Raw genomic sequence first — 26,721 nt, forward strand, 5'->3', positions numbered from 1 at the left:
TGTGAACCCTGATGTGTGTGCCTAATGCTCTCCTTGGCACAAAGTATGGTCGGCTAATGCCTGTATCACCTGGCATTGCCTGGTTTTACCCTGGTCAGGGACAGCAGTTATCCGCTCCAGCTCTTGCTGCAATTTTTGCAGCTTGCTTATGCGCCGGGTAACGGCTTCAAGTTGCGCCAGCGCGATATCATGAATTCCCCTGCAGGAGCTGTCGGTGGTGCTCAGTTCGATTAATGCCCGGATATCTTCCAGGGGAAAGCCCAGTTCCCGGGCATGGCGGATAAAGGAAAGCCGCTCCAGATCCTGCTGGCGGTATAATCTCTGGTTGCCTTCAGATCTACGGGGCGGGTCAATTAAGGCGATTTTTTCATAGTAGCGGATAGTGGGGACTTTAACCCCGGTGCGCCGCGCCAGTTCACCAATTAAAAACATTTTGTTTTTTCCTCTTGAACCTCTAGTTACTATAGCTATTAGACTAAGGCTATCACAGTTGTTAACAGAGGTAATCATGGCAGGACACCATCATCACATAGATCCCGGCGCCGGGGATAAGCGGGTTTTTGGCGCAATCGCAGTGAATTTCGCCTTAACCTTAGTGCAAATTATCGGCGGCCTGTTATCCGGCAGCCTGGCGCTGATCGCCGATGCTATTCATAACTTATCCGATGCGCTGGCGCTGGTAATTGCCTTTGTTGCCCGTAAAATTGCCCGCCAGCCGGCCAATGCACAAATGACCTATGGCTATGGCCGGGCAGAAGTAGTGGCGGCATTGATTAATTATACCACGTTGATTTTACTCGGGGTTTACCTGGGTTATGAGGCGGTACTCAGGTTCTTTAATCCCCAGGGGGTGGACGGCTGGCTGGTGATTGTGATTGCTGCCTTTGCCCTGGTGGTGGATCTGGTGACGGCGTTGCTGACTTTTCGCCTGTCAAAACAGAGCATGAATATCAGGGCGGCCTTTTTGCACAATGTTGCCGATGCCCTGGGGTCGGTTGCGGTGATCGTGGCCGGTACCCTTATCCTGCTCTATGACTGGCAGCTTATCGATCCCCTGGTAACCCTGATGATTGCCGGTTATATCCTCTGGCAGTCGCTGACGGAAATAGGCCCGGTGATCCGTATTTTGATGCTGGGCAGTCCGCCGGATCTCGATACTAAGGTGGTGCTTGCCGGTGTGGAAAGCCTGCCGGGTATCGACAGTGTCCACCACCTGCATTTATGGCAAATGCAGGAGCACCAGAATGCCCTGGACGCCCATATCGTGCTGGAGCCGGAGCAATGGCAGCGAGCAGATGCCATTAAGGGCGAAGTGAAAAACCTGCTGGCAGAGCGCTTTGCCATCAGGCACAGCACTTTGGAGTTGGAGTGTTCCCGGCATGTGTGCGAAAACCCGGCGATTATCGGTCACGGTACTATCGGCCACAGTACTCGGGGAGAGCACTAAACCTATGGAAAATTAAGTGAATTTCTGACAGTAAGCAACAAATCGCCGACACTAACTTACATTTTCCATACAGTTTTCAAAACGGCAATGGGCTACTTTAGATGGCATACCTAAGGAGGAAGATTTATGCGTTTATTATCTAAAATATCACTGTTATTGCCGTTGTTTTCCGGCTATGCGCTGGCAAATGATTATCAAGGTCAGGGAGATGAACAGGACGGCGATTTCCATTTTGCCGTGATGGCCCTGGCTCATACCCAGGACTCTATTTATGTCGGCGGTGAAAGAAACAATACCATATTGCCTTTGCCGGAAGTTTACTGGCGTAATTTTTATTTCAGCCAGGGGCAGCTGGGTTTAACCGCGATTGAGCTGAATGACTTTGCCCTGGATTTCAGTATCGGCGGCGACTTTATCGGTGATACCGACCGCGGCGACAGCAAAGAGCTTAAAGATATGAAAGACTTAGACACGGCGATAACTGCCAATGTCGAGCTCAGCTATTCCGGGGACTGGGGAGAACTTTCCCTTGGCACGGCACATGATATCAGTAACAAACATGAGGGGTACAGCCTGAGTGCCGGTTACAGCTACCATATCAGCTACGGGCGCTGGTTTATTGAACCTGCGGTAAGTGTTACTTATTCCAGCAAGGACGTAGTGAATTATTATTACGGCGTAAGCGAGCAGGATGTGACCGCTAACCGGGCTTATTACCAGGCTGACGGTGCCGTTAACTATGAACTTGGGTTAACCGCGGGTTATGCTATCAGCAAAAATCAGCAAGTGATGGCGTTTGCCGAAATGGAGTTTTTTGATGATGAAATCAGCGACAGCCCGATTGTCGACGATGATAAATCCCTGGGTTTTGGTGTTGCCTACCGCTATAGCTTTTAGTTAGCTTTTCCCGACTGATATCCCACACTTTAGCGGCCTGTTGTTACCGGTTTATCCGGCGAAAGGCCGCTTTTCTTTTGTTTTTCTTTTTACCTTTCCCTGCCCGGCGACTATCAACTTTTTTTCTGGAAAAAGGAAAACATCCGGCCAATCTAAACAACAACTTACAAATAAAAGAAATTTATCTGTATAGTATCTGGTCTATACTTTTTCTGGTGTTAACCGGATTGATACGCGATAAAAATAATTTTAAAAAAAGGAAGCATATTCAGCTATGACTTTTCTAACCTCGTCGGCCGTCGCACTTTCTAATAAGCTGCGTTTTAAATATAAATTCCTGATCCTGACGCTGATCTTTTATATTCCGCTATTGGCCAGTGGCTGGTGGATCGTCAGCGAGCAGCTGGGGCGTATCGAACAATATGATAAAGAGTTGATGGGGCTGGCCATGGTGAAAAAAGTCGCCATGCTGGAGCAGGATATTCGCCAAACCCAGGTGGAAACGAATGCCGAAGAGCAGGTATCACAAGATCTCAGCCAGTTAAAACGCCAGGTACGGGATTTTTCCCTGCTAAACGAGCTTGGCCAGCAGCTAGAAGCTATAGATAACCGCTGGCAGGAAATCACCGGGGCAAACGAGCAGTATAATTCGGCGGCGCTGGCGGCCTTATACGACCAAACCCTGGCCTTTCGCGAGAACATTGCCGCCTTTAGCGGCCTGAGCCGGGAAAGCCAGGCCAGTGCTTTTTATATCTCTGAGCTGGTGGTGCAGCGTTTGCCTGCCATGATCGAATACCTGGCGCGCACCCGGGATTTAACCGCGGCGATTATCAATAACGAGGGCTTTACCGCACAAACCTATACTTCCCTGGTAGCCCTGGACAAACGCCTGGATGAACTCCAGGTGCAGCTGGTGAAATCCAGTGAGCAGCTGCTCAAAGCAGACGGCAACCAGATGAAGCAATATGCTCAAGCCTATCAGGATTTTTTAACCGGACTCGACGAGTATCAGCGCAATTTACGTAATAAGGTGATTGACCCGGACAGTATCTCCTGGTCTGCCGGCGCTGCCGGACAAAGTGTTGGCATGATTTATCAACAGGCGCAGGATTTACTGAAAAGGAATAACCTGCTGCTTGAACAGAAGCTGGGGCAATACCGGGACAAGAGCAACCGGGCACTGGTGATTTTAACCCTGGTATTGCTGGCGGGCACTGTGATTATCGGCTTTTTGCTGGCAACCTTTTATTTCTCGTTAAAACAAAACGTGATGGCGATCAACCAGGCATCGGAACGTCTCGGTAACGGAGATTTTAGTGAAAATCTGCTGCTTAACTCCCAGGATGAACTCGGCGATATTGCCTCAAGCTTTAACCAGATGCAGGAAAAAATTCAGGCATTACTGATGAGTTTCAGCGATGATATTATTCTGCTGAAATCGAGCTCGGTTAATATTCACCAGCTCAACACCGGCATGGAGCAAAGCCTGGCCACGCAGCAGGAAAATACCCACAGCGTTGCCAGTGCCGTGCGTCAGGTGTCCGACAGTGTTGCCGTGATCGCTAAAAATACCGATGAAGCCCGGGAGATCACCGAGCAGGCGAGTACCCATGTGACCGAGGGGCAAACGGTGATCACAGAAACCGGCAAGGCGATCACGGATATCTCCGATGAAGTGAATGTGTCGGCCTCGGTGATTAACGAATTGGCAGGATTAAGCACGGAAATAGCCCAATTTGTGAATGTTATCAGGGAAATCGCCGATCAGACCAATTTGCTGGCGCTTAATGCCGCCATCGAAGCGGCCCGGGCCGGGGAACAGGGCCGGGGCTTTGCCGTAGTGGCGGATGAAGTACGCACCCTGGCCAGCCGTACCCAGGATTCCACCACGGAAATACAGCGCATCATCGAACAGTTGCAGGGAGGAGCAGAAAAATCTGTGACTGCCATGAACCAGGGGGTAGCCAAAGCCGAGCATGGGGTGGAAAAAACGCAGCAGGTGACCGAGACCTTTAATGAGGTGACCGACAATGTCGGACAAATCGTCGAAGCCACGGTGCAAATTTCGGCTGCCGTTACCCAGCAAAACCAAATGGTGGTGGATATCGACAGCAATACCGTCAATATCGCCGAAGGGGCGGATCAGGTAATGCAGGCGGCGAAGGAAGCGGCGGGAGCCGGGCATGAGTTGTCTGTGCTGGCGGAGCGTTTATCCGATCAGCTGGCGCAGTTTACTTTTGTTAAGTGATACCTGCCCAAGTAAGTTATTGTGAATGAGAGCTCACTTGCTTTCCCCGGCAAGTTCGTCGGGGGAAACGGTAATCCTAAGCCAGGCGGGGTAAGCGAGTCCGCTATGGTTTATTCTCTTGCTTAATCTGTTACTTATACCCTTGTAATGCACGCACTATTTCGCATTTTCATGCGCTTTGGGTATACTTGTTCGCTGTTTAGTTCTGATTTTGGTGGAAAAGTTGATCAAGGCATCTCAAGGTATTGCGGTAAGCTCTCAAGATATAAAAGTTTTTTGTACTCCTGCTGAGTATAAACAGCAGTTGCTGACGCTGATACAGGCGGCCAGATCACGCATTTATATCACTGCCTTGTACCTGCAGGACGATGACGCCGGCCGGGAAATCCTCCATGCCTTGTACCGGGCTAAAGCAGGCAATCCAAGTTTGAATGTGAAGGTATTTGTCGATTGCCACCGCGCCCAGCGGGGGCTGATCGGCGAAGGCAAGCAGGAAGGCAACCGGGCCCTGTACCTGGCTCTGGAAAAAGAATACCGGCAAAGCATAGATGTCTTCGGCGTGGCGGTAAAGCGTAAAGAGCTGTTTGGGGTGTTGCACCTTAAAGGCATGGTGTTTGATGACACTGTTTTTTATACCGGCGCCAGCATCAATGACGTTTACCTGCACCAGCAGGAGAAATATCGCCTGGACCGCTATTACCAGATCTCTTCAAAATCTTTAAGCGACAGCTTTTGTTTTTACCTGGACCGGCAATTTGTCCAGTCGGGTTTAGTACCGCGTTTAAATGATGAAGTCTTGCCGGGACCGGGAGAGCAAAAACAGAATATCCGCCAGTTAAAGGCGCGTATGAAAAAGTCCCGCTATGAGCTGCAAAATACCCCGGCTAAGGTTAACGGCGTTGATGATATCCTGATCAAGCCCTATATCGGTTACGGCAGCAGGGGCAACCGCTTAAACCATACCATACGCCAGCTGGTGCAAAAGAGCCGCCAGGAGCTGCTGCTGTTTACCCCTTACTTCAACCTGCCCAAGTCGCTGGCAAAGGATGTTACCCGGGCGCTCAAGCGCAAGGTGAAAGTCACCCTGGTGGTGGGGGATAAAAAAGCCAATGACTTTTATATTGCCGATGAAAAAGATTTCAGCACTATCGGTATCGTGCCTTATATCTATGAAATGCTTTTACATCGTTTTGTTAAAAAGTGGCAGAAGTATATCGACAGCGGCCAGCTGGAAATCCGCTTATGGCAGGATGAGGGCAACAGTTTTCATCTTAAGGGGCTGATCGCCGACAACCGCTATCACATGCTGACCGGCAGCAATTTGAATCCCCGGGCCTGGTCGCTGGATCTGGAAAACGGTTTGCTGCTTGATGACAAGCAGGGACATTTGCAAGCGCAGGTGCAACAGGAAGTTGATGTGATATTAAAGCATACCCGGCGCATCGGGCATTCCCGCGACATTGAGGCTATTGATAATTATCCGGATAAACCTAAGGCGTTGTTAAAGAAAATTCGCATGACGCAAATAGACAGGCTCCTAAAGCGCTTTTTATAAAGGGGTTTATTTCAGCTTAATATGCTTCCAGGCTTAAGCTAAGTACTTACGTCCTGTAAGTAATCCTGCGCTGCCAGGAGAGCAAGGAGCAGGGGTTATAAAGGGATTTTATAACCGGTTTAAAAAAGCCGGCTAATAAGATGATTAACCGGCCGTTATACAAGAATGTAAGTCATCCTGCCTTGCCATAAAGGCAGAAGCAGGCTGTGCTTTTACCCCTTTCTTTTTTCTGCCGAGACTATGTCCCTGACATCCTTAAGCAAGGCCTTGGCATCGTAAACAATACCGTCTTTGACCGTGTAATTTACCCCGCCGGTGCGTACCGGCTGGTTTTTGTCGTTTAACCTGAAATGTCCGGTGCCGTATAAGGTTTTAAAGTTACGCAGTGGGTTATCCGGCACTATCACCAGATCGGCTTTTTTCCCGACCCGGATCGAACCGATATCATCCGCCATGCCCAGTGCCTGGGCGCCGTTAAAGGTGGCGGAGCGGATCACTTCCAGGGCGTTAAAACCGGCTTCCCTGAGCAGCTCTAATTCACGCACATAGGCAAAGCCGTATATTTTAAAGATATAGCCGGCATCTGAGCCCGTGGTTACCCGGCCGCCGTGATTTTTATAATCATTGAGGAAGGTCATCCACTGGCGGAAATTATTCTTCCAGGCTATCTCATCGTCGGTGGTCCAGTCAAACCAGTAGGAGCCGTGGGCATAACGGCTGGGCTGGAAAAACTGCCACAGGGTCGGCAAGGTATAGTCCTGGTGCCAGTCGGCATTCATTTCCCGCATCAGATCCCGGCTGGCTTCATAGATGGTCATGGTCGGATTGATGGTGAAATCCAGGGAGATCAGCTCATCCCGCACCTTATTCCATTTTTTGCTGCCGGGTTTGGCGGCCTGCTGCCATAACCGGCCCGCTTCGCCAAACCTGTGCTGTTCGTTGTTGTAATTGTACTCCGGGCTATAGTCCTGGATGATCTGGTGCTCAAACAGCGCTTCGGGCAAACCGTACCAGTGCTCCATGGTGGTCAACCCCAAACGGGCGGAGTCCAGGGCGTTCATGCTGGTTACTTCCAGCTGGGCGTGGTGCATCATAGTGCCCAGCTGCTGTTTTTTCGCTTCATCCAGGGCTGCGGTCATGATTTGTGGCGGAGCGCCAAAAAATTTGATGCCTTTGGCGCCTTTTTTCGCGATTGCCTTAACCCAGCTCTTCGCCTGCTTAGGGGTGTTGATTTCGTCTTGTTGTTCCATGCCGAAACCGACATAAGGGATGATCCTCGGGGCGGCTATGGTGTTTTTCTCGCTGCGTTTGACATGATCCATGACCCAGGGCAGGCCGTTAAAGCTGCCGGGCTCCCGTACCGTGGTGATGCCGTGGGCAAGCCAGAGTTTAAAAACATATTCGGCGGGAATATTGTCGGCGCTGCCGCCGATATGGCCGTGCATATCGATAAAGCCGGGTAAGACATACTGGCCGCTGATATCGATGACTTTATCGTCTTTACCTGCCTGGGGGCGTTTGGCCTTGATCGGTACCCCGGGATTGCCGACATTAACAATGCTGACGATGCGGTCGTTCTCGATCACAATGTCCATGGGGCCGCGGGCGGGGGCGCCTTCGCCGTTCACCACTATGCCGCCGCGCAGGATCAGGCGTTTATAGGGGCCTTCACCCTGGCTGCGCTGAGGTGCCTTAACCCCGGGACCTGCCAAAGCACTGGTGCTTAATGCCAGCATTGAGGCAACTAAAGCGGATGCCAGGCCGGATTTGAGTCCGGTCAATAGACTAACTGATTTCATTACTGTCCTGTTGTTATTGTGGGGTGTAGATTCTTTCTGCCGGGTTAAACGCTACCCAGGAGGTCAGCACGTATTTATCGCTGGATACCGGTACATTGCCCCTGTGGGTATGGGTGAAGCCGCATGGGGCGATCACCATAGTACCGGCCTTGGGCCTGACGCTTTTTTCCTGGTAGAAAAAGTCGGTTTCGCCGCCTTCTTCGACATCATTAAGGTAAATCAAAAACAGCAATACCCGGTGCAGGGCATCGTTGGGGCCCGGCTGCGGGTAAATTTCAGAATGCCAGTAGCCGTAATTGCCTTTGCCTTTGTCATATTTCTGGGCATTGATCGGCGCCAGGCGGAATAGGTATTTCATCAGGTTGACAACATTGGGCTTGCCGATTTCGTCGAAGTTTTCTGCGGTCAGCTGTACCGGCTCTTTGGTTACCGGATGGGCTACCGTCAGGGAAATGCCGCTGATAATACTGAAAAAGTATTTGGCCATATATTCGCTGACCCTTTGGGTGCAGGCCTGGGTGATGGTTTGCATTGCCTGTTGAAACTCGGGGTGTTGGTTCAGGTAAATATCCTGGCTGAGTTTTTTCGTGGTATCGACACCGCCGCCGGTACGCCCCGGGTTTTTATGGGGGCTTTGTTCGAACTGGCGGACAAAGTCCTGGCAAAACTCTCTCGGTAAGGCGTCGGGGTATATTTCAATGAAATCAGTCATGTTCTTGCTTTTATTTGTTATTCGTTATTATTTTTCCTCCAGCATACTATAATTCACCGCCTTTATTGCAGAAATTTTAAGACAAAAGTTTGGTTCTTTAACCCCCGGGTGTAAGATTGCTGCTTATCAGATTAATAAATCATACATATAGCAAAAGGATAGCAAGTTGTTCAGTGAAACTATTAGCCCGAGATTCAGCGATACCGATGCCTTAGGGCATATTAACAATACTATGGTGCCGGTATGGTTTGAAGGGGCCAGGGATCCGGTTTTCCGTTTGTTTATGCCGGAGCTCGATACCGGCAACTGGCAGTTGATCCTGGCGAAAATCGATGTCACCTACCACGGTCAGCTCTTTTACGGCAAAGACATTGAAGTGAGAACCTATATCGGCCGTATCGGCGGCGCTTCGTTTGATGTCTACCAGGAATTGTGGCAGCAAGGGGAGAAGTGCGCCAGCGGCACCGCGGTGATGGTGCATTTCTGCTATCAGGAGCAAGCCTCTATGCCTATTCCCGAGGCCATTAAAGGCGAAATGAACAAACATCTGCTTGAAGGCTGATCTTGCCTGTTTTTACTTTGTCCGGTTTTGCTTTCCTTTGAGGATGAAACAAAACCGGGCGAAATTTAGACAAGTATTTCTATTTTTATCAAGGACATTAACCTCCCCTTAACCCCCCGCATCGGATAATCACCTCATTACTTTTTAATCAAATATCTGAGGTGTTTAAATGCGTACTACTGTGAACTACCTGGCGCCCTGTTTGCTGTTGAGCCTGCTGCTGAGCGCTTGTAAGCAAGAACAAGTTACCGCTGAAGAAGCGATCCGTCCTATTGCCTGGGTGGAAGCCGAAAAATCCGGACTGGAGCAGGCCAGGCGTTTATCCGGCATAGTGCAGCCGGTAGAATCTGCCGAGCTTAGCTTCCAGGTGGGGGGCAAGGTCGCCGAGGTTTATGTCAAACTCGGCGATGTGGTCAAACAGGGTCAGCTGCTGGCTAAAATCGAAGACTCTCCTTACCGCTTTAACCAGATGTCGTCGCAGGCGAATCTGGAGCAAAGTATCGCCTCGCAAAAAGAGGCAGAAAACGAGTACCGCCGTTATGCCGAACTGGAAAAACAGGGACTGGTATCGGCTTCGGGTTACGACAATGCCAAAACCGCCTACGCCACTGCCAACAGCGCCATAGACTTGGCCAGGGCGCAGCTGGACATCAGCAATAAAAACCTCAAGGATACCCGCTTGATAGCCCCCTATGACGGCAAGATCACCCAACGTATGATCGAGCCTTCGATGCAGGTGGCGGCCGGACAGGGAACTTTTGATATTGAAGGCCAGATGGGGCTGGAAGTACAAGTGATGGTGCCGGAAACCCTGGTTCGGGATATCAGGGCGGGACAAAAGCTGGCGATTGCCTATCCGGTGCTGCCGGATGTTAGCGGCAGCGGCGTGATCACTGAAATCGGCTCAAAGGCACAAAGCGCCAATGCTTTCCCGGTAACCATCCTGGTTAAGAATGACCTGCAACACCTGCGCGCCGGTATGACCGCTGAGGTGAACTTTACCTTTACCGGTACCGGACGCAGCGGTTATCGGGGCGAGGCTTTTCGTTTGCCGCTTAGTGCCCTTGGCGCAGGTGTTGGCCAGCAAGCCTATGTTTTTGTTTATGATCCGCAAAGCTCTCAAGTGGCTAAACGCCGGGTGGCGGTGGAAAATATTCTCAATAACGAGGCTTTTATCTCTTCCGGGTTAAAGCAGGGGGAAATCATAGCCACTGCCGGGGTGACCTATTTGCGTCATGGCCAGCGGGTAAACCTACTCGACCAGCAAGTTAAGCAATTTAACTGATTGAAGCGGAGAAGCTGGTATGAATATCACGAAAATTTCCTTTGAATATCGCAAATCTATTTTTATGCTGCTGGCGCTGATGCTGGTTAACGGCGTCTTTGCCTATTTCACCCTGCCGGCGCAGGAAGATCCCACCACTGTGGTCAGGGAGGCGATTGTCTCCACGGCTTACCCCGGCATGTCGCCGGAGCGGGTGGAACAACTGATCACCAAAACCCTGGAGAAAGAAATCCGTAAGGTGCCTGAAGTGAAAAAAATCACTTCTACCTCGGAAACCGGCACCTCGATTATCCATGTGCAGATTTATGACCGCTATTTTAACCTTGAAGATATCTGGCAGGATGTCCGTAACCGGGTGAGCGAGGCGGCAGCAAACCTGCCGGAGGGCACTATGACCTCCCGGGTAAACGACTCCTTCGGGGATGTTTCCGTGATCACCCTGGCATTGACCGCCGACGGTTTTAACCTGGGGGAAATGCGGGATATGGCCAAGCATATCCGGGATCTCCTCTATACCGTGCCGGGCACGAAAAAGGTGGAAGTGCTCGGGGTACAGGATGAGCGCATCTTTCTGGAATCGTCAAGCGCCAAGCTGGCCCAGCTGGGGATTTCCCCGCAAAGCATAGTCAACGCGCTGCAAAACCAGAATATCATCAGTTCCGGCGGCCAGGTTGATACCGGCGATACCTCTTTTATTGTCGAACCCAGCGGTAACTTTAACAGCCTGGAAGAAATTGCCGAGACCCGGATTTCTATTCCCGGCAGCCAGGACAGCATCGCCTTAAAAGATATTGTGACGGTGCGCCGTGGTTATATCGATCCGCCGGATGAGCCTGCCTATTTTAACGGCCAGCCGGCGATCATGTTTGGCGTCGCCATGCTGGAGAATTACAACGTACCCGATTTTAATACCCTGGTGAAGCAGCAGGTGGCGGATATTCAGGCGACCCTGCCAGTCGGTTACCAGATAGGTTTGGCAACGGATCAGTCGGTACAGGTAAAAGAGAAAATAGACGGTGTATCCGGCAATGTGCTGCAAACCCTGATCATAGTGCTGTTGGTGGTGATCCTGTTTTTAGGCATGCGTACCGGTTTGATCGTCGGCTCTATCGTGCCTTTTGTGATGCTGGGTACCTTGGCGATTATGAAAGTGTCCGGCATCAAGCTGGAGCAGCTGAGCCTGTCGACCCTGATCATTGCCCTGGGCTTGCTGGTGGACAACGGCATAGTGATTGCCGAAGATTTTAAACGCCGCCTGGAGCAGGGCACAGACAGGTATCAGGCCATGTGCCGGGGAGGCAAGGAGCTGGCGATGCCGCTGTTGAGCTCTTCGGTGACTACTATCTTGTTTTTCCTGCCGCTGATGCTGGCGGAGCATGTTGCCGGGGAATTTACCCGCTCTGTTTCCCTGGTGATCTTAATTACCTTGCTGACCAGTTGGGTGCTGGCCATCTGCGTGACCCCGATCTTATGTTATTTATTCATCCGGGTGAAACCTAAGGAGCGGGGCAAGGTTACTGAGCCGGAGCAGGCAGGTTCAGCCGCTAAATATTATGGTTATTACGAAAACTTCCTGCACTGGATCTTAAGCCATAAAGCCTTGTTTATAGGTATAGTTATTGCGATTTTCGTGCTGGCCATGGGGGGCTTTAAATTTGTCGCCCAGCAATTTTTTCCCAACTCGGATCGCAGCCAGGTCTTAATGTATGTTGACCTGCCCAACGGCACTTCGGCGCGGCAGACCAACCGCCAGATGAAGGAAATTTTTGCCTGGCTGGACGATAAACAGCGTTTTCCCGAGATCCAAAGCTATGCCGGTTATTCGGGATTTGACGGCCCCCGTTTTGTCGCCTCCCTGAGCCCGGAAGATCCGGCGGACAATAAAGGTTTTGTGGTCCTTAATATGGCTGAAGCCGTGACCCTGGAGCAACTGGATCCGTTTGTGGATAAGCTGCATCGCGAGATGGTCGAAACTTTTCCCAATGTCTCTGCCCGGGTCAAACGTATGTTTGTCGGGCCGTCGGACTCAAGCGTGATTAAAATTCAGGTAAAAGGGCCCGATAAAGATGTTTTATATGCCAAGGCCGAAGAAATCATGGCGGTGCTGCACCAGTTGCCCAACACTAAAAATGTCCGTACCGACTGGCAAAATCGCATTGTTAAAGTGAAAGTGCAGATAGACCAGCAACGGGCGCGCCGCGCCGGGGTTACTTCGGACGATATTGCCAGCGCCCTGCAGGGCTATTTTGACGGCGTAACCGTAACCGAATATCGCGAGCAGGATAATATTATTCCTGTGGTTTTGCAGGGCAAAGATGAAGAGCGCTTTAACCTGGATCGCTTGCGCACGGTAACGGTATTTTCAAGCAGTTTGGGGCAGGGGGTACCTTTGTTCCAGGTAGCGGATTTTGTTCCTGAGAATCAGTATTCGAGGATCAAACGCGAGAATATGTTCCGCACCATCAGCGTGCTGGCAACCAATACCGCTATCAGCGCCCAGGATATGCAGCTGGCGATAGACGATAAAATTCAGTTGTTAAAAGCAGACCTGCCGCTAAACCACAGCATAGAGTACGACGGGGTTATTGTTGAGTCGGCAGAAGCACAACAGGCCATGGGCACCAGCGTGCCTATGGTGGTGGGCCTGGTGATCATCTTGCTGGTGATGCAGTTTAACTCTTACCGCCGTGCGGCGATTATTGTGCTGACCATTCCCTTGTCTATGATAGGCACTGTGGGCGGTTTGATTATCATGGATGCGCCTTTTGGTTTTATGGTGACTTTGGGCATATACAGCCTGGCGGGGATCATTATCAATAACGCCATTGTGCTGATCGACCGCATAGATATTGAGCGCCGCAGCGGAATCAGTGATTACCAGGCGATCATCAATGCCTGTAAAACCCGGTTAAGACCAATAGCCATGACCACCATCACTACCATTATGGGGCTGTTGCCGCTGATCATGGATCCCGCTTCGGTCTTTTACGGCATGGCCAGTGTGCTGGCGTTTGGTTTAGGTATAGGTACAGTGCTGACCTTAGGTGTGGTGCCTGTGTTGTATGCGATGTTCTTTAAAGTAACGATTAAAGTTGAACCAGATACCCGTAAATTTGAGGTTGAAAATTATAAGGAACAACAAGTTGCCTAAGTTGAAGTAAATAAAAGTGAAGAGCCAGGATTATCTCCCTGGCTCTTTCTTTTTCAGAAGCTGTAACATGTAATAAGCCTCTATAATTGGCAACTCATGTGATTGGCATTTGATAAATTATTCATCTACTTTTATTTAAGTTGTTGCGCTGCACTTCGTTATTGCTACTGACAGCTAATTAATAATCTAAAGGAATTAGATTTTCATGATACAAAGGGAAGATGAGTACATTACTGTACAGGAATTAGAGAAAGACCTAATCTCAGCCACCGGTAATCCTGCTTTAGCCAAAAGACAAGCTCTGCAATATGCAATTATGTATCGAGGGGAAATCATTGATTCTGTTCGTTACCGGAAGGGCTTCATATCTAAAGATGACCTTATTCTTAGTCGCCATATCAGGTGGCATCATAATAAATCACATAGTCAAATGCTGGTGAAAAATATGCTTGCTGCAAACAGGGGTCCTCAAGCCGATAACACTGCGGCTCATCATATTGTTGCCTGGGATTGTATGAAAGCTGCCCGTTCCAGATTGCGCCTTGCGGCTTTTGGCATAGACATTGATCATGAAGCCAATGGTGTCTTTTTGCCTAGATTTATCAGGCATACTCCTATGCTGCCAATACCCGATGCCAAGGCACACACCCAAACCCATACCAATAAATATTACCTGAATGTTGAGTATTTGTTAGATGAAACTATTGCTGAAGGGCTGGGTAGAGAAGGAGTTATTGAGACGCTCCGAGAGATAGGTGAAGAGCTGGAAGCTGGTAACTTTCCATTAAACGAATTAATATCTCAAAAAACTCAAAAGTGATTAATATGGCTAAGTTTAATAAAGTTTATACGGTTAGTGTTGAGCCAGATGAATACTTATTATTGCAGGAAACCGTATTTGAGCAATCGGTACAGTTGAGCGAAGATGATCTTCTGCTGTTTGACGGTAAAGAGAAAGGAAATGATTGGCGTACTTTAGGGGTTGATTGGTTAATGGCACCCGAAGATGGTGCTCTTAAAAAGCCGGATATTGCCGGTTTGGGTTCAAGCGTTTTTTGCGTCTCTGCACGTACGGCAGATCTTTTGAGTGAAGGTTTAAAAAGCGCCTGTGAGTTCTTACCCCTAAATTTAAATGGTGAACCTTGGTTTGCCCTAAATATTTTAGGAGCCGAAGAAGCCATTGATGAAAAGTTGACACAATGGAATATGCGTAATGGCAAAGTGAGTCGGGTGAGGCGCTTTAATCGACTGGTACTTGATAAGCAAGCGATAGAACATACAGGGCTTTTTAGGGTAAATCGTGCCGGTCTTTTTACCTTTACAACCGATGCCGAAGGTAGTCTTTACGATATAGTGAAACAGCACCATTTAACCGGGTTAGTTTTTTCCGAGGTGGATGCGGTGTAGCTAAAAGCAGGCATTTAGCTTTAAGTCTTTTGTTCTCTTGTTAATGGTGTCGCTTTATTTCTATTGCGCTCCCTGACCATATTCTGTTTATGCACGTCATGGTAGCGCCATTGGCTTTCGTTCAGTTTATCTCAACGGTGCGGATCAATTTTTACTTTTATAATCCAGGATCTTGAAAAAAGTCTCAGAAAATTGAGATCCTTTTCTAGGGATCTTCCGAGCACAGTGATAGAATATTCTTCAATTATCGAAATTTCTAACTCGTCGAATGAGATACAGCTATCGACGAATTGAATCTAAGTCAGAAGCTAAGTCAGTAAGCCAATCTTACTGCATATTTATGGGATTTTTTCATGGCCGGTGTTAACAAAGTAATCATTTTAGGTAATTTAGGTAAAGATCCTGAAGTACGTTTTATGCCTAATGGCGGTGGGGTAGCCAACCTGACCATCGCAACTTCAGAAACCTGGAAAGATAAGCAAACCGGTGAGCAAAAAGAAAAAACCGAATGGCACCGTGTGGTAATGTTCGGCAAGTTAGCCGAAATTGCCGGTGAGTACCTTAAAAAAGGCTCAAAAGTTTATATCGAAGGACAGCTGCAAACCCGCAAATGGCAGAACCAGCAAGGTCAAGACCAGTACACCACTGAAATCGTTGTTCAGGGCTTTAACGGCACCATGCAAATGTTAGACAGCCGTGGCCAAGGTGGTGGCGGACAAGGCGGTGGTTTCCAGGGGCAGCAGCAAGGCGGCTTCTCTGGTGGTCAGCAGGCTCCACAACAGCAAGGTGGCTTCCAACAGCAAGCACCTAAACAGCAAGGCGGCTTCTCTCAGCAGGCAGCTCCACAACAGCAAGGCGGTTTTGCACAGCAGGCACCACAGCAACAAGCTCCTCAACAAGGCGGCTTCTCGGGTGGACAGCAGGCACCTCAACAGGGCGGTTTCCAACAGCAGCAAGGCGGTTTTGGTCAGCAAAACCAGCAACAAGCGGCTAAGGTTAACCCACAAGAGCCTTCAATCGACTTTGATGACGATATTCCGTTCTGATTCGTATAAAGAACTATGTGTTAACTTAATCCAATAGGAATGTTTGATTATTTTATCATAAATTCAGGACGTTATAACAGATTATCAACCTCTCATAACTGTAAAGTTATGAGAGGTTTTTTTGTATATTTAAAAAAGAGTGAACATAAAAAATCGTATAAATAAAATATTGTAGATTTAGCGTATTGAAACTATTCTTTTTGTAACGATAGGAGGTCTAATGAAAGTAGAAGTTATTGCTCATGAGTCTGGCGATTTATTACCTTTGCTGCTTGGCAATGATGATATGCCTATTCCTGCTCCAAATGAGTTCATTATTAGTCGAAGATCATTAAGCCCCAATACATTAGTCCGTAACCTTCGAGAGTTGTTAGTTCTCTACCTCTGGTTAGAAAAAGAGAAAATCGATTTAGATAGTAGGGTTAGAAGTGAGCGTTCTTTCAATGAAGCTGAAATTAAGGGCGGCTTGGTTGAGTTTTTGAAACGAGATCATGAAACAAGACGAAGTGTGAAAAAGATGGTTGTTACGCCATACACTTTTAATCAGCGTTTAACTACAGTTCGACAGTATTTGGCTTGGTGCTGTGATGTAGTTATTGGCACACTTCCTAACTCATCAAGTGAATATGAGCAAATTATTGATAATAAGAATCGCCTACTTGGCTTATTAGAAACATCATTTATCAATGCTCCTCCTACCAACAGATCCCAAAAAAAAGGGCTTAATGGGAAAGAAATTGATTTTCTTTTATCCTTACTAAATCCTGAAAATAAAAAAGCTTACGGTAGGGATCCTGCGGTTCGTTATCGAAACTATATCCTGACAATGATAATGCTTTATTATGGTTTAAGGCCTGGTGAGTTACTCAGTTTAAGAGTTGAAGATGTTGAAATAGGGGCGATATCTTCTATACGAGTTGAACGCCGAAGTCCTGATCCGCTTGATACCAGAAAACCTCGGCCTCAAATTAAACGTAATGGGCGAGTGCTACCAATTATTGATCCTCATTTCGCTAAAAATTTAGACACTTATATTACTGAATGGCGTGATGTTCTAGAAGATAAGTCAGCAACTGAATCAAATTATTTGATCTTAAGTGATGAAGGTGAGCCATTGTCTCAATCCTCTGTTACTCAGCTCTATCAGTTATTGCGAAAGAAATATGCTGAAGATCTGCCCCGTCATTTAACTGCAAAAGCTTTGAGGCATAGTTTTTCTTCTCATATGGAGAGAATTTTACGTAATTCGGGGATAGAGGAAGATAAGCGTAAGCAAGCACTAGCCTATTTAAGAGGTGACAGTAGCCTTTCATCGCAGGATGTTTATATTGCGCAAGAAGTTGAAGAGCAGGCTAATATTGCTCTGAAAAAATATCAGCGTGATTTAATCATGGAGGATGTACTTTGGTAGATGATACATCGCTCAATAAATTAATAGATGACCATGGTTGGTTAGATACTCCCCAGTCCATTATCACGCGCGAAGGAAAAGAGGTTGATTCATCAAGTGAGCGCTGGCATTTACCGTACTCAATATGGAAATCGACGTCATTAGACTTCAATAAAATAATTAACCTAAAAATAAGGTGGTCAGTAAAATCATATGTTAGGGATAGGTTGGAAAGAAGCTCAGTTCACGCCGGCTATTCCGTTTTTCAGCATGTCTATACTGAATTCCTGAGATATGCCGCAGATTTTGATATTCAGCATGGTAAACAGTTTAAAGAGCAGCTTATTTCTCTTATAGAGTCCAGAATCTCTGTCACAAGAAAAGAGCACAGGCTTTGGGCCTTATATCGTCCAATACAGTGGTATATCTATTGTGCTGAAAACTACCCGGAACTTGGTTTTTGTCCTGCCTATGCTATGGAGTTGGAAGGGATGAGCATCCCAGGGAATCCCAAAGGCGAAGCCGTGCGAATGGAGGATCCCGATAAGGGGCCATTACATCATTCCTTAGAGTTACCTTTGCTTATAGCAGCAATGAAAAATGATACAAGTAAGGAACTTAAGCATTTACAAGAAAAAGTAGCTGTTGCATTGTCTATAGCGTTTGGTCGAAATCCGGCAAACTTGACTTACTTACGTGAAGAAGACTTCATTGATTTAACTCCTGAAGCTGAAGAACGGTGCTATATCTTAAAAATTCCAAGAATCAAGAAAAAGCAACTAAGCCCACGTGATGATTTTCTTGATGAGTACTTGGCGCCCTTATATGCAAACTACATTATTGAATTGATAGATAAGAATGCTGCGATAAACACAGAACTACAGTTTAACAATAGAGTTATTCCTAACCCTAAACCTCTATTTATCAATCAAAATGGAAATAGAGCAGCACTGTTATCTAGTGACTTTGAAAATGCTTATAATGTGACGAGTGCAGATATAACAGGGCTGTTAAAGAGTTTTGTTGCAAGGCATAACCTCATATCACCTGTCACTAAAAGCCTCTTGCAAGTAAATACAAGGCGTTTGAGATACACGCTTGCGACAGGGTTAGCAGCTGAAGGAATTAGTAAAAAAGAACTTGCTAGGATCTTAGATCATACAGACACTCAGCATGTTCTTGTCTATTTTGAAATGGCCGGTAAGGTTGTTGAGCATTTAGACAAAGCAGCAGCAAAAGGCTTATCGCGTTATCTTCAATTTTTTAAAGGTAAGGTTATTGATAGTGATGATGAAGCTGTTAATGGCGAACGTGCTGATAAGCACATTTCATACATTGATGAAGAAAATCCTACCGACCAGGAAAACATCGGTGTTTGTGGCGAATCCAGCATTTGCCATTTAGATCCACCTTATTCATGTTACCTATGTCCTAAGTTCCAACCTTATCGCCATGCAGGTCATGAACATGTACTTGAGTGCTTATTGCAAAACAGAGAGAAAAGGTTAGAAAAATACGAAAATGCACGCTTAGGCATTCAATTAGATGAAGTTATTGCCGCAGTTGCCCAAGTAACTGAATTATGTGCGGAGGGTAACAATAATGGCTGATGGACGTTCGAACAGAAAAAATAAAGTCATTGCTTTTATCGATCGCTTAGCTCAAGACCGAAGGGAAAATTTCAAGGCTTTAATAGCAAAAGCAAAAATGTTGGAGCTTGAAGGGTTTGAAGAAATTAATTGGTCAGATTCTACCTGGACTGTGAAGGCTGGAAGATTAATTAAGCTTACCGGCAAGAATACAACATCCTCTTCGTTTAATTTTAACTACTCCCCATCGCTTGGAGGGGGAGCCTTGTATGGAGAATGGGCTGATATAGGGAAAGCATTATTTACGTTAAGATTTCATCGGAAACATCAGTCGGCCCCAAATCAGAGAAATTTTATAACTGCTTTGGGGTATATGGCTTATTCAGCAAATCAGTTAAACCTTGAGTTAGCCAGGCTAACACCTGAAGTACTTGATTCAGCATGCAAAGCAATCACTCGTGATTATAGTGAAGGGGTTACATACAACCTTCATAAGGCTGTTGCGGAAATTGCGGGGCATTTCGATGCGAATGGGTTATGCCGAATTATCTTTAAGTACAAATATGCGAAGATGAAGCGGCCTAAAAACGCTGGTGATGTCGGCCACAAAAGGTTGGATGGCCCTAAAACATTAGAAACAAAAAGCGATAAGTTGATAGAACCAGCCGTTTTTAAAGTCATAGGGGAGTTGTATCAAAACGTTCCGAAAGATCATAAGTATCGTTTCTATGTGCTTTTACTAACGCTTCTTGCTTGCCTGGGACGTCGTTTCAGTGAAATTTCATTGCTACCCCAACAAAAAATTAAAACAGACATTGATGGCAGGAAGTACATTGAATATTTCCCAAGAAAGATATCTCAAGGAGATGTGTTTACCCCTAAACGTAAACTGTACATGCCGAACGAAGTTTTACCGATAGTGCGTGATGTTATAGGTGAGCTGGATGAGTTGTGTGCTACTGCGAGAGATAGTGCTAGTAGAACACAAAAGCTAAAGGGGGCCGATTTAAGTTTTTTATTAAAGTTTGATGAGAATCAGTTCTTTCACAAAAAGGATCTAAAAATGATTGGGTTAAATCCTCAGTTATTAGATTCAACCGGTTGGTTCCGGAAAAATGGTTATGCCTTTGCAAATGAAAACAAACCAGATAAAACAGGGAAGGTATCATCAAGAAAGGTCTACTTCACAACAAAAGAAGGACTCATTAATTATTGCGAGAAAGATTATTTTGAGGGATTGATTGAGGCGATCCATATTGATCAAAATAAAAATGAGTATTTTCTCAAGGATCTTTTGGTTGTTAGATATCAGGGGATTTCAAGTGGCATGTACTCACAATGGATTGCAACTCAGTGCACTCATTCTATGATGACTACATTTCTAAGGTATTTCCCTGAGCTTGCTAAGACATATGCATCATCAAGTATAGAGGTTGATTTTACTAGCCATCATTTCAGGCACACATTAAATACTCTACTAGATGAAGGTGGCCTGAGTGATCTTCTTCAAACTGAATGGTTTGGCCGTTCTAACCCTAAAGATACCAAAGCCTACCAACATACGAGCCGAGAAAAGCGGGCATTAATACTACGTGAAGATATTAAAAATGGGCGTGCTGGTGGAAAGCTTGTGGAACAGGTTAAGGCTGTTCCTGTAACGGTCCAGGATGCTGTGTTAAAAGCCCGTGTACAGGCTGTGCATGATGTTGGTTCCGGAATATGTGTCCATAATTTTGCTCAAACGCCATGTGAGCGTCATTTACAGTGCTCTGCTGAGTGTGATGATTATGTATGGGCAAAAGATGATAAGGGACGCTTAAACGAGCAGAAAAGACAGCTTGCGCTAACTACACTGGCACGGGATACGGCTGAAGAGCGTTCAACAAAAAGAAAGCCCAAAAAGAGTAGTGACTGGATAGCGCATAACGAGAAGAAAATAAATACTCTGACAGCTCAGCTGAAAGATAACGGTGTCGTTGATTTTGATCCTAGACAATATTTGGAGGAATTAGCTGGTGACTAAACGTTTCAGAAGAATGAGTGAATCAGATATTAAAAGTATTATTGTTGATCTAGACCGTTGGGCACTTGGCCAGTTGGGGGCAAAATTGACCTGGGCAATACTAGAAGAACGTTTTGGATATAGCAGGCAGTCAATGCAGGCTAAGACAGAAATAAAAGCGGCTTATGATAATGCTAAATATGCATTATCAGGAGGTCTTGTAAAAACGAAAGAACAAACTTCAAAAGAAAACGAACAACTTCTTTGTGAAATTGAGCGCTTGAAAAAAGAAGTAGAAGAATATAAGCGGAAAGAGTCTCTTTGGAAAAAACGCTGGCAATGTATTGCCTTTCATATAAGACAAAAGGGCATGCAGGTTCAGGTTATTGACCAAGAAATTCCAAAGGGTGAAGACTCTCCAACAGAAAGAGAAACTACAAATATATTAAGGCCATTTGACAAGGTCATACCACCGTCAGGGAGAGTTTAAATAATGAGTAATGAAGTCAAAAAGCAAAGTAATCCATTTTCCACCGGAGGTGGCGGTGTAAATTTTGAAACACGGGTTCAAGCTGCTTTCGCTGTTTCGTTGTTGGCACAATCTTGTGTGCCCTGTTTATCACAAAATATGAGAGCCAAAGAACTGAAGTTTCAGAACAAATATGATGGTGCAAATACTGATGATTTTGTCTTATTAGCATCAGATAAAAACTATAATGAAAGTCGGCTTTATGCTCAAATTAAACATGAAATAACTATAAGCAAATCAAAGGACTCAATGTTTGCGGAAGTTATTAATAGTGCATGGAAAGATTTTAAAAATACTAATTTTAGTTTAGAAAATGATTCAATTGCATTGATAACAGGGCCATTACAGAAACAAGATGTTATCAATACGCTTCCTATTCTTGAATGGGCTAAATATTCATCAAGTTCTGCAGAATTTATTAAAAAATCACAGACTGAGGGTTTTACCAGTAAAGCAAAAGTTAGCAGATTAGAGATATTCAGAATTCAGTTAACTAATGCGAATGCAGGAGTCGAAGTAACAGATGATGAGTTATGGAAGTTTTTAAGAGTTTTTCAGCTAATTTCTTATGATTTAGATGCTAAATATTCAATAGTTGCAAGCTTATTGTGTTCCCTAATTCAATGTTATTCAGAGGAATCACCATCTCTTGTTTTATCTAAATTAGTTACTTGTGTTCAAGAGTTTAACCAGAATGCCGGGTCTTTAACTCAAGATAATGTGCCTAAAGAAGTTAAAGAATTATTTGAGTTATCTAGCAAAGTTAATTTTGAAAATGACTTTTTAAAATTGAGAGAGCGTGGTGACCATATTTTTGAAGGAATCTCTAACACTATTAATGGTTTTCATATTGATAGAAGCGAGCAGTTAGCAAAAATATCAGCACTCTATGTTGAAAGTGATTTTCTTTTCGTAACTGGTGCTAGAGGTGTTGGTAAATCAGGAATAGTAAAAGATTTTATCTCGACTAAAAATAAAAATGTTCCTGTTTTCTATTTAAGAGCTGAAGATTTAGATAAAAGCCACCTTAACGATGTTTTTGCAACTATCGGAATGAAGTCCTCTTTGGGGCAAATTGAAGGATATTTTTCCTTACTTAATGAGAAAATACTTGTAATAGAATCTTTAGAAAAAGTTTTAGAACTTACATATCAAGATGCCTTTATTGATTTGCTTCAATACTTAAAAAGACAAACAGGGTGGACCATTATTGCTACGGGGCGTGATTATGCGTATCAACAACTTACTTTCAATTATCTTCAACCTAGTGGCATTCAATTTAACAGTGTAAATATTGAAGGGCTTACTAAGGTGCAAATTGAACTGGTTTGTGCACATGTTCCCGAACTTGGAGGTTTAATATCCAATAACTCGTTAGTTGAATTACTTAAAATACCATTTTTTATCGAAATTTCAGCTAGAGCCATTGGTAATGGGGCATTGTTTAAATCAGGTGATACCGAAATCGACTTTCGAAATACAGTTTGGGCGACAGTGATTTCTAAGGAAGTGGATAGAAAGGCGGGGATGCCAGCTAAACGAAGATCGACTTTTATTGAAATCGCAAAGCAACGTGCAAAAAAAATGGTATTTGGTATTCGTGATACTGAGTTTGACCCTGAAGTCGTTTCGAAATTAGAAGAGGATAATCTGATTCACCGTGATCAGCGGTTGTCAACTATAAGCCCAATACATGATGTATTGGAAGATTGGGCATTAGAAGAATACATTGAGAGCGAATACATCGATAGTTCGCATAATTTGGAAAATTTCTTGTCAAGTATAGGAAGCGAACCTGCAATAAGCAGAGCGTTTAGATTATGGCTATACAGAAGGTTGAAATTTGATGATGAAATTAACGAGTTTGTCGAAGAGATATTAACCGCTGATGATATTGAAAGCTACTGGAAGGATGAAACCATTGCCGCAATTATGCAAAATGATTCACCTGAAAGCTTTTTATATACGTTAAAATCTCAACTCTTAAAAGATGATTGCTCACTATTGATTAGGTTTTGTTTTATATTAAGGATAACCTGTCAGAGACCAAACTCAATACATAATGATTTACTTATCAAAGATGAAAAATCTGGCATATTAAAATCTTTGTTCTTGCAGCCCTTTGGTAATGGTTGGGAGTCGCTATTTAACTTTATTTATGAAGCACGATACGATTTGAGTAATTCAATGCTTACTCATGTCGTTGAGGTAATTGATGAGTGGTGTGGCCTCATTAATATATATGATGACTTGCCTCAACCATCTGAAAAGGTTGGCTTGTTGGCTTTATGGCTGCTTGAACCAGTTAAAGATGCTTATCGTAATGAGGAGCGAAGAAAGAAAATACTCAATGCTTTGCTGAAAGTTTCACCTGTAATAGAAACCGCTTTTGATGAGTTAATGAGCCAAGACGTTTTTATCTCAAAGATGAACCCTCGAAGGTTAAGTTATGTTGATGAACTAACTAGCTTAGCAATTGTTGGTGCAAATGTACCAATGCTTTGCAAACGCAAGCCTGAATTCATTATTAAACTTTCGCTACATGAATGGTTAAAAGAAGACCAAGAAGAAGGTCAAGATGATTTTTATTCATATCGAAGTATGGATGTCGATGATTATTTTGGGCTTGATAAAGATAGAGATCTTTTCCCTGCTAGCGGGGCAAAAGGGCCTTTTAAATATCTTCTCCAGTTTCATCCTAAATTAGCTTTAGACTTCATTATTAAGCTCTGTAACGTCACAGCTCAGAAGTATTCTGAATCAGAGTTTGCTGCTCCCTCAAAGGATGAGGAAAGCCTACCCTTCGCCAATGAAGCTGTAGTAAATCTGATTCATTTAAAGCTCAATGATGGAGCGATAGTCAAGCAATATGCATCACCACATCTTTGGAAAGGCTATAGGGGACACTCTACGTTACCTTATCTGCTTCAGTGCGCGCTTATGGCGTTAGAGAATTGGTTAGTGGAATATGCAAATGGCTGTGGTGAAAATAACCAATTGGACTGGATTTATGATTACTTGTTACGGTCTAGCAACTCGGTATTACCCACATCTGTTTTAGCGTCAGTGGCAATTGGTTTTCCTCGCAAAGTAGGTACGGCAGCATATCCAATATTAAAAGCTCCAGAGTTATATTATTTGGATTTGCAGCGTATGACGGCAGAAATGGGGGGGAGTGAGGCGAACTGGTTTGGTTTAGACAGAGATATAATGTCTAAAATTTATATAGAAGAAAGAAGGGAAGCTGCACTCAGGCCATGGAGAAAAGAGTCATTAGAGACACTATTAACAAGAATTCAATTTGAAACAGAATTGAGGGATAGTGCAATTAAAATTGTTGATGAACTGATAAACGAAGCATCTACTCGAAATGAAAAATATCTTCGATATATGGTGCACCGGGTTGATACAAGGACTTGGGAAGCTATTGAAGACAAGGAAAACAATCGAGTATTGCTTCAAAATGTGTCTGAACTACCGACAGATTTAAAGAAAGAACAACAGGAATTTAATGAAAAACATGAAGCCGATAATACTGTAACTAGTTTACATTTATGGGCAAAAAAGTTATTCGAAGATAAATTATTTAAAAAAGAATATATTGCTTCATATGGTGACGCATTAACGTCAGCAAAAGAATTACTCTGCTCGCTTCAAAAAAGTGAAATTCATAATTTTTCAGAAATGGCTATTGGTACAATCACAACTGTTGCTGCTGTTTGTGTTCGTGATGATCTGATCAATTTAAGTGACGAAAACAAAGAGTGGTGCCTCAAAGTCATCCTTGAATCAATATTCATGCACGCCGATGTTATGGAAGGGACAACAGCTCATGATAAGACGGATTATTATGGCTCTGGTGCGTGTGCTTTTGTGTTACCTAAGTTATTTGACTTAGATCTTGATGCAGAGCAAAAAGAGCTTTTGAAACATGCTTTAGCTACAGCGTTAACACATGAAAACCTCAACGTTAGTGCTTATGCTGCTAAAGGAGTAAGAGAGTTTCTTTGGTCAAGAGGCCCTGAGTTAGCATCTTTCTGCATAAGTGGAATTGTTGAGTATGCCAGACTTCGAAGGGACAATAGTATGGCTCGAAGATTCTACCATCTACAAGGAGAAGAGTTAGAAGAAGCTCATGAAAATTGGAATGGGCTAATAACTACATTTCGCAATAAATTGCTTGAAGGTAGTTTTAAGCTATCGGTTGATGACATTTCTTTGGAAAGCCATTCATCATGGTTTCTTCACTTGCCCATGTTAATGGTTCCACTTAGCACTAAAGATAGCAGCCAAATTCAGTTAATTAAAAAGTTAGTTAATTTTGTTTTTGATACAGAATACTCAGATCATCGTACAAATGAAGATGAAAAAATAAATCATGATATAAAAAAGCAAATTCAAGACTGTTTGACAGAACATGTGATTAACTCAAGAAACAATGAGTACCTTCCATTTAAAGATTTGATACTTTTAGGCTGTACAAAAGCACCAAGCTTTATATATTCGTTGAAGTTGTTTTTTGATGTCGCTATGGAAAAAGAGGATGATTATGATTCTATATGGTCATTATGGACGTTGATAGCTCCAGAGGTGCATAAGATAGCTTTGAAGGATGTAAATGATAGGTACATGGGCTTACAGAATGATTTAAATAAGCTACTTCGTGGAATGTTGTATGCCGATAGTCCTTGGCAGGGGCATGAAAATGAGAGAAAGGACATGGAACGAGGGGCGAATTATTTGTTAGAATTTGCAAAGCAATCTGCGAATAATAGCCATGTATTTGAAGCGTTATCATCCTTAATTTATAACTTTTATGACGTTTTCTTTGACAAAGGTATCCAATTACTAGCCCTAAAGTTTACTGAAAATTCACAACTAATAGCCAAGCAAATAAATACAGCTTATTACTTGGAGATGTCGATAGGGCGATACTTGCAGATTGAAAACAGAGGTACTTTAAGTCGAAAAATGTACAACATTTGTCTTAATTTACTCACTGGTATTGTTGAAACAGGCTCTGCAAGGGCTTATTACCTTCGAGAAAATTTAATTCGTTCCCGTAAAATTTCTGTGTAACTATTTTTAGGCAGGTTTTAAAT

Annotated in this window: 18 protein-coding genes; 15 read left to right on the forward strand and 3 right to left on the reverse strand. The window is 44.7% G+C overall.

The window, feature by feature from the left end; translation table 11 throughout:
- Positions 1–21: 21 nt before the first annotated feature.
- A complete protein-coding gene (locus SG35_RS02625; protein ID WP_044832189.1) occupies positions 22–432 on the reverse strand; it encodes a MerR family transcriptional regulator in 411 nt (136 codons plus the stop codon).
- A 76-nt stretch (positions 433–508) separates the two neighbouring features.
- Between SG35_RS02625 and SG35_RS02630 the strand changes: the two genes are divergently transcribed.
- From SG35_RS02630 to pssA, 4 genes are all read left to right on the forward strand, one after another.
- Positions 509–1,447: a cation diffusion facilitator family transporter gene (locus SG35_RS02630; RefSeq protein ID WP_044832190.1), complete on the forward strand. Its 939-nt coding sequence runs from the start codon at positions 509–511 to the stop codon at positions 1,445–1,447.
- Between the two features lie 126 nt (positions 1,448–1,573).
- Entirely contained in the window at positions 1,574–2,344 is a 771-nt protein-coding gene (locus tag SG35_RS02635) for a MipA/OmpV family protein (protein WP_053042944.1), read from the forward strand.
- Between the two features lie 274 nt (positions 2,345–2,618).
- On the forward strand, positions 2,619–4,592 hold the full coding sequence (locus tag SG35_RS02640) for a methyl-accepting chemotaxis protein (RefSeq protein WP_044832192.1): 1,974 nt from the start codon (positions 2,619–2,621) through the stop codon (positions 4,590–4,592).
- A gap of 223 nt (positions 4,593–4,815) precedes the next feature.
- Positions 4,816–6,147, forward strand: coding sequence for a CDP-diacylglycerol--serine O-phosphatidyltransferase (gene pssA, locus SG35_RS02645; protein ID WP_044832215.1), 1,332 nt, complete (start codon positions 4,816–4,818; stop codon positions 6,145–6,147).
- 212 nt (positions 6,148–6,359) lie between these two features.
- Here the strand turns inward: pssA and SG35_RS02650 are convergent, their stop codons facing one another.
- Both SG35_RS02650 and SG35_RS02655 read right to left on the reverse strand, forming a co-directional pair.
- On the reverse strand, positions 6,360–7,883 hold the full coding sequence (locus tag SG35_RS02650) for an amidohydrolase family protein (RefSeq protein ID WP_420794558.1): 1,524 nt from the start codon (positions 7,881–7,883) through the stop codon (positions 6,360–6,362).
- A gap of 76 nt (positions 7,884–7,959) precedes the next feature.
- On the reverse strand, positions 7,960–8,658 hold the full coding sequence (locus SG35_RS02655; protein WP_044832194.1) for a 2OG-Fe(II) oxygenase: 699 nt from the start codon (positions 8,656–8,658) through the stop codon (positions 7,960–7,962).
- A 166-nt stretch (positions 8,659–8,824) separates the two neighbouring features.
- Here SG35_RS02655 and SG35_RS02660 point away from each other — a divergent pair, with 166 nt between their 5' ends.
- From SG35_RS02660 to SG35_RS02710, 11 genes are all read left to right on the forward strand, one after another.
- On the forward strand, positions 8,825–9,220 hold the full coding sequence (locus SG35_RS02660) for an acyl-CoA thioesterase (protein ID WP_044832195.1): 396 nt from the start codon (positions 8,825–8,827) through the stop codon (positions 9,218–9,220).
- 169 nt (positions 9,221–9,389) lie between these two features.
- Entirely contained in the window at positions 9,390–10,505 is a 1,116-nt protein-coding gene (locus SG35_RS02665) for an efflux RND transporter periplasmic adaptor subunit (RefSeq protein ID WP_044832196.1), read from the forward strand.
- Between the two features lie 19 nt (positions 10,506–10,524).
- Positions 10,525–13,656 carry an efflux RND transporter permease subunit gene (locus tag SG35_RS02670; RefSeq protein ID WP_044832197.1) on the forward strand — a complete coding sequence of 1,044 codons (3,132 nt, stop codon included), beginning with the start codon at positions 10,525–10,527 and terminating at the stop codon, positions 13,654–13,656.
- Between the two features lie 205 nt (positions 13,657–13,861).
- A complete protein-coding gene (locus tag SG35_RS02675) occupies positions 13,862–14,476 on the forward strand; it encodes an AHH domain-containing protein (RefSeq protein ID WP_236702564.1) in 615 nt (204 codons plus the stop codon).
- Between the two features lie 5 nt (positions 14,477–14,481).
- Entirely contained in the window at positions 14,482–15,063 is a 582-nt protein-coding gene (locus SG35_RS02680; protein WP_044832198.1) for an imm11 family protein, read from the forward strand.
- Positions 15,064–15,416: 353 nt separating this feature from the next.
- Positions 15,417–16,109, forward strand: coding sequence for a single-stranded DNA-binding protein (gene ssb, locus SG35_RS02685; RefSeq protein WP_044832199.1), 693 nt, complete (start codon positions 15,417–15,419; stop codon positions 16,107–16,109).
- Between the two features lie 220 nt (positions 16,110–16,329).
- Complete coding sequence (locus SG35_RS02690; protein ID WP_044832200.1) at positions 16,330–17,520, forward strand: site-specific integrase; 1,191 nt, start codon at positions 16,330–16,332, stop codon at positions 17,518–17,520.
- Positions 17,514–19,109, forward strand: coding sequence for a site-specific integrase (locus tag SG35_RS02695; RefSeq protein WP_044832201.1), 1,596 nt, complete (start codon positions 17,514–17,516; stop codon positions 19,107–19,109). The genes SG35_RS02690 and SG35_RS02695 overlap by 7 nt, the downstream gene beginning before the upstream one ends.
- On the forward strand, positions 19,102–21,111 hold the full coding sequence (locus tag SG35_RS02700) for an integrase (RefSeq protein WP_044832202.1): 2,010 nt from the start codon (positions 19,102–19,104) through the stop codon (positions 21,109–21,111). Before SG35_RS02695 ends, SG35_RS02700 begins: the two co-directional genes overlap by 8 nt.
- Positions 21,104–21,580 carry a hypothetical protein gene (locus tag SG35_RS02705; protein ID WP_044832203.1) on the forward strand — a complete coding sequence of 159 codons (477 nt, stop codon included), beginning with the start codon at positions 21,104–21,106 and terminating at the stop codon, positions 21,578–21,580. Before SG35_RS02700 ends, SG35_RS02705 begins: the two co-directional genes overlap by 8 nt.
- 3 nt (positions 21,581–21,583) lie before the next feature.
- Positions 21,584–26,698 carry a hypothetical protein gene (locus tag SG35_RS02710; protein WP_044832204.1) on the forward strand — a complete coding sequence of 1,705 codons (5,115 nt, stop codon included), beginning with the start codon at positions 21,584–21,586 and terminating at the stop codon, positions 26,696–26,698.
- Positions 26,699–26,721: the final 23 nt, after the last annotated feature.

Origin of the sequence: Thalassomonas actiniarum, from assembly GCF_000948975.2 — a bacterium.
GTDB classification, from domain to species: Bacteria; Pseudomonadota; Gammaproteobacteria; order Enterobacterales; family Alteromonadaceae; genus Thalassomonas; species Thalassomonas actiniarum.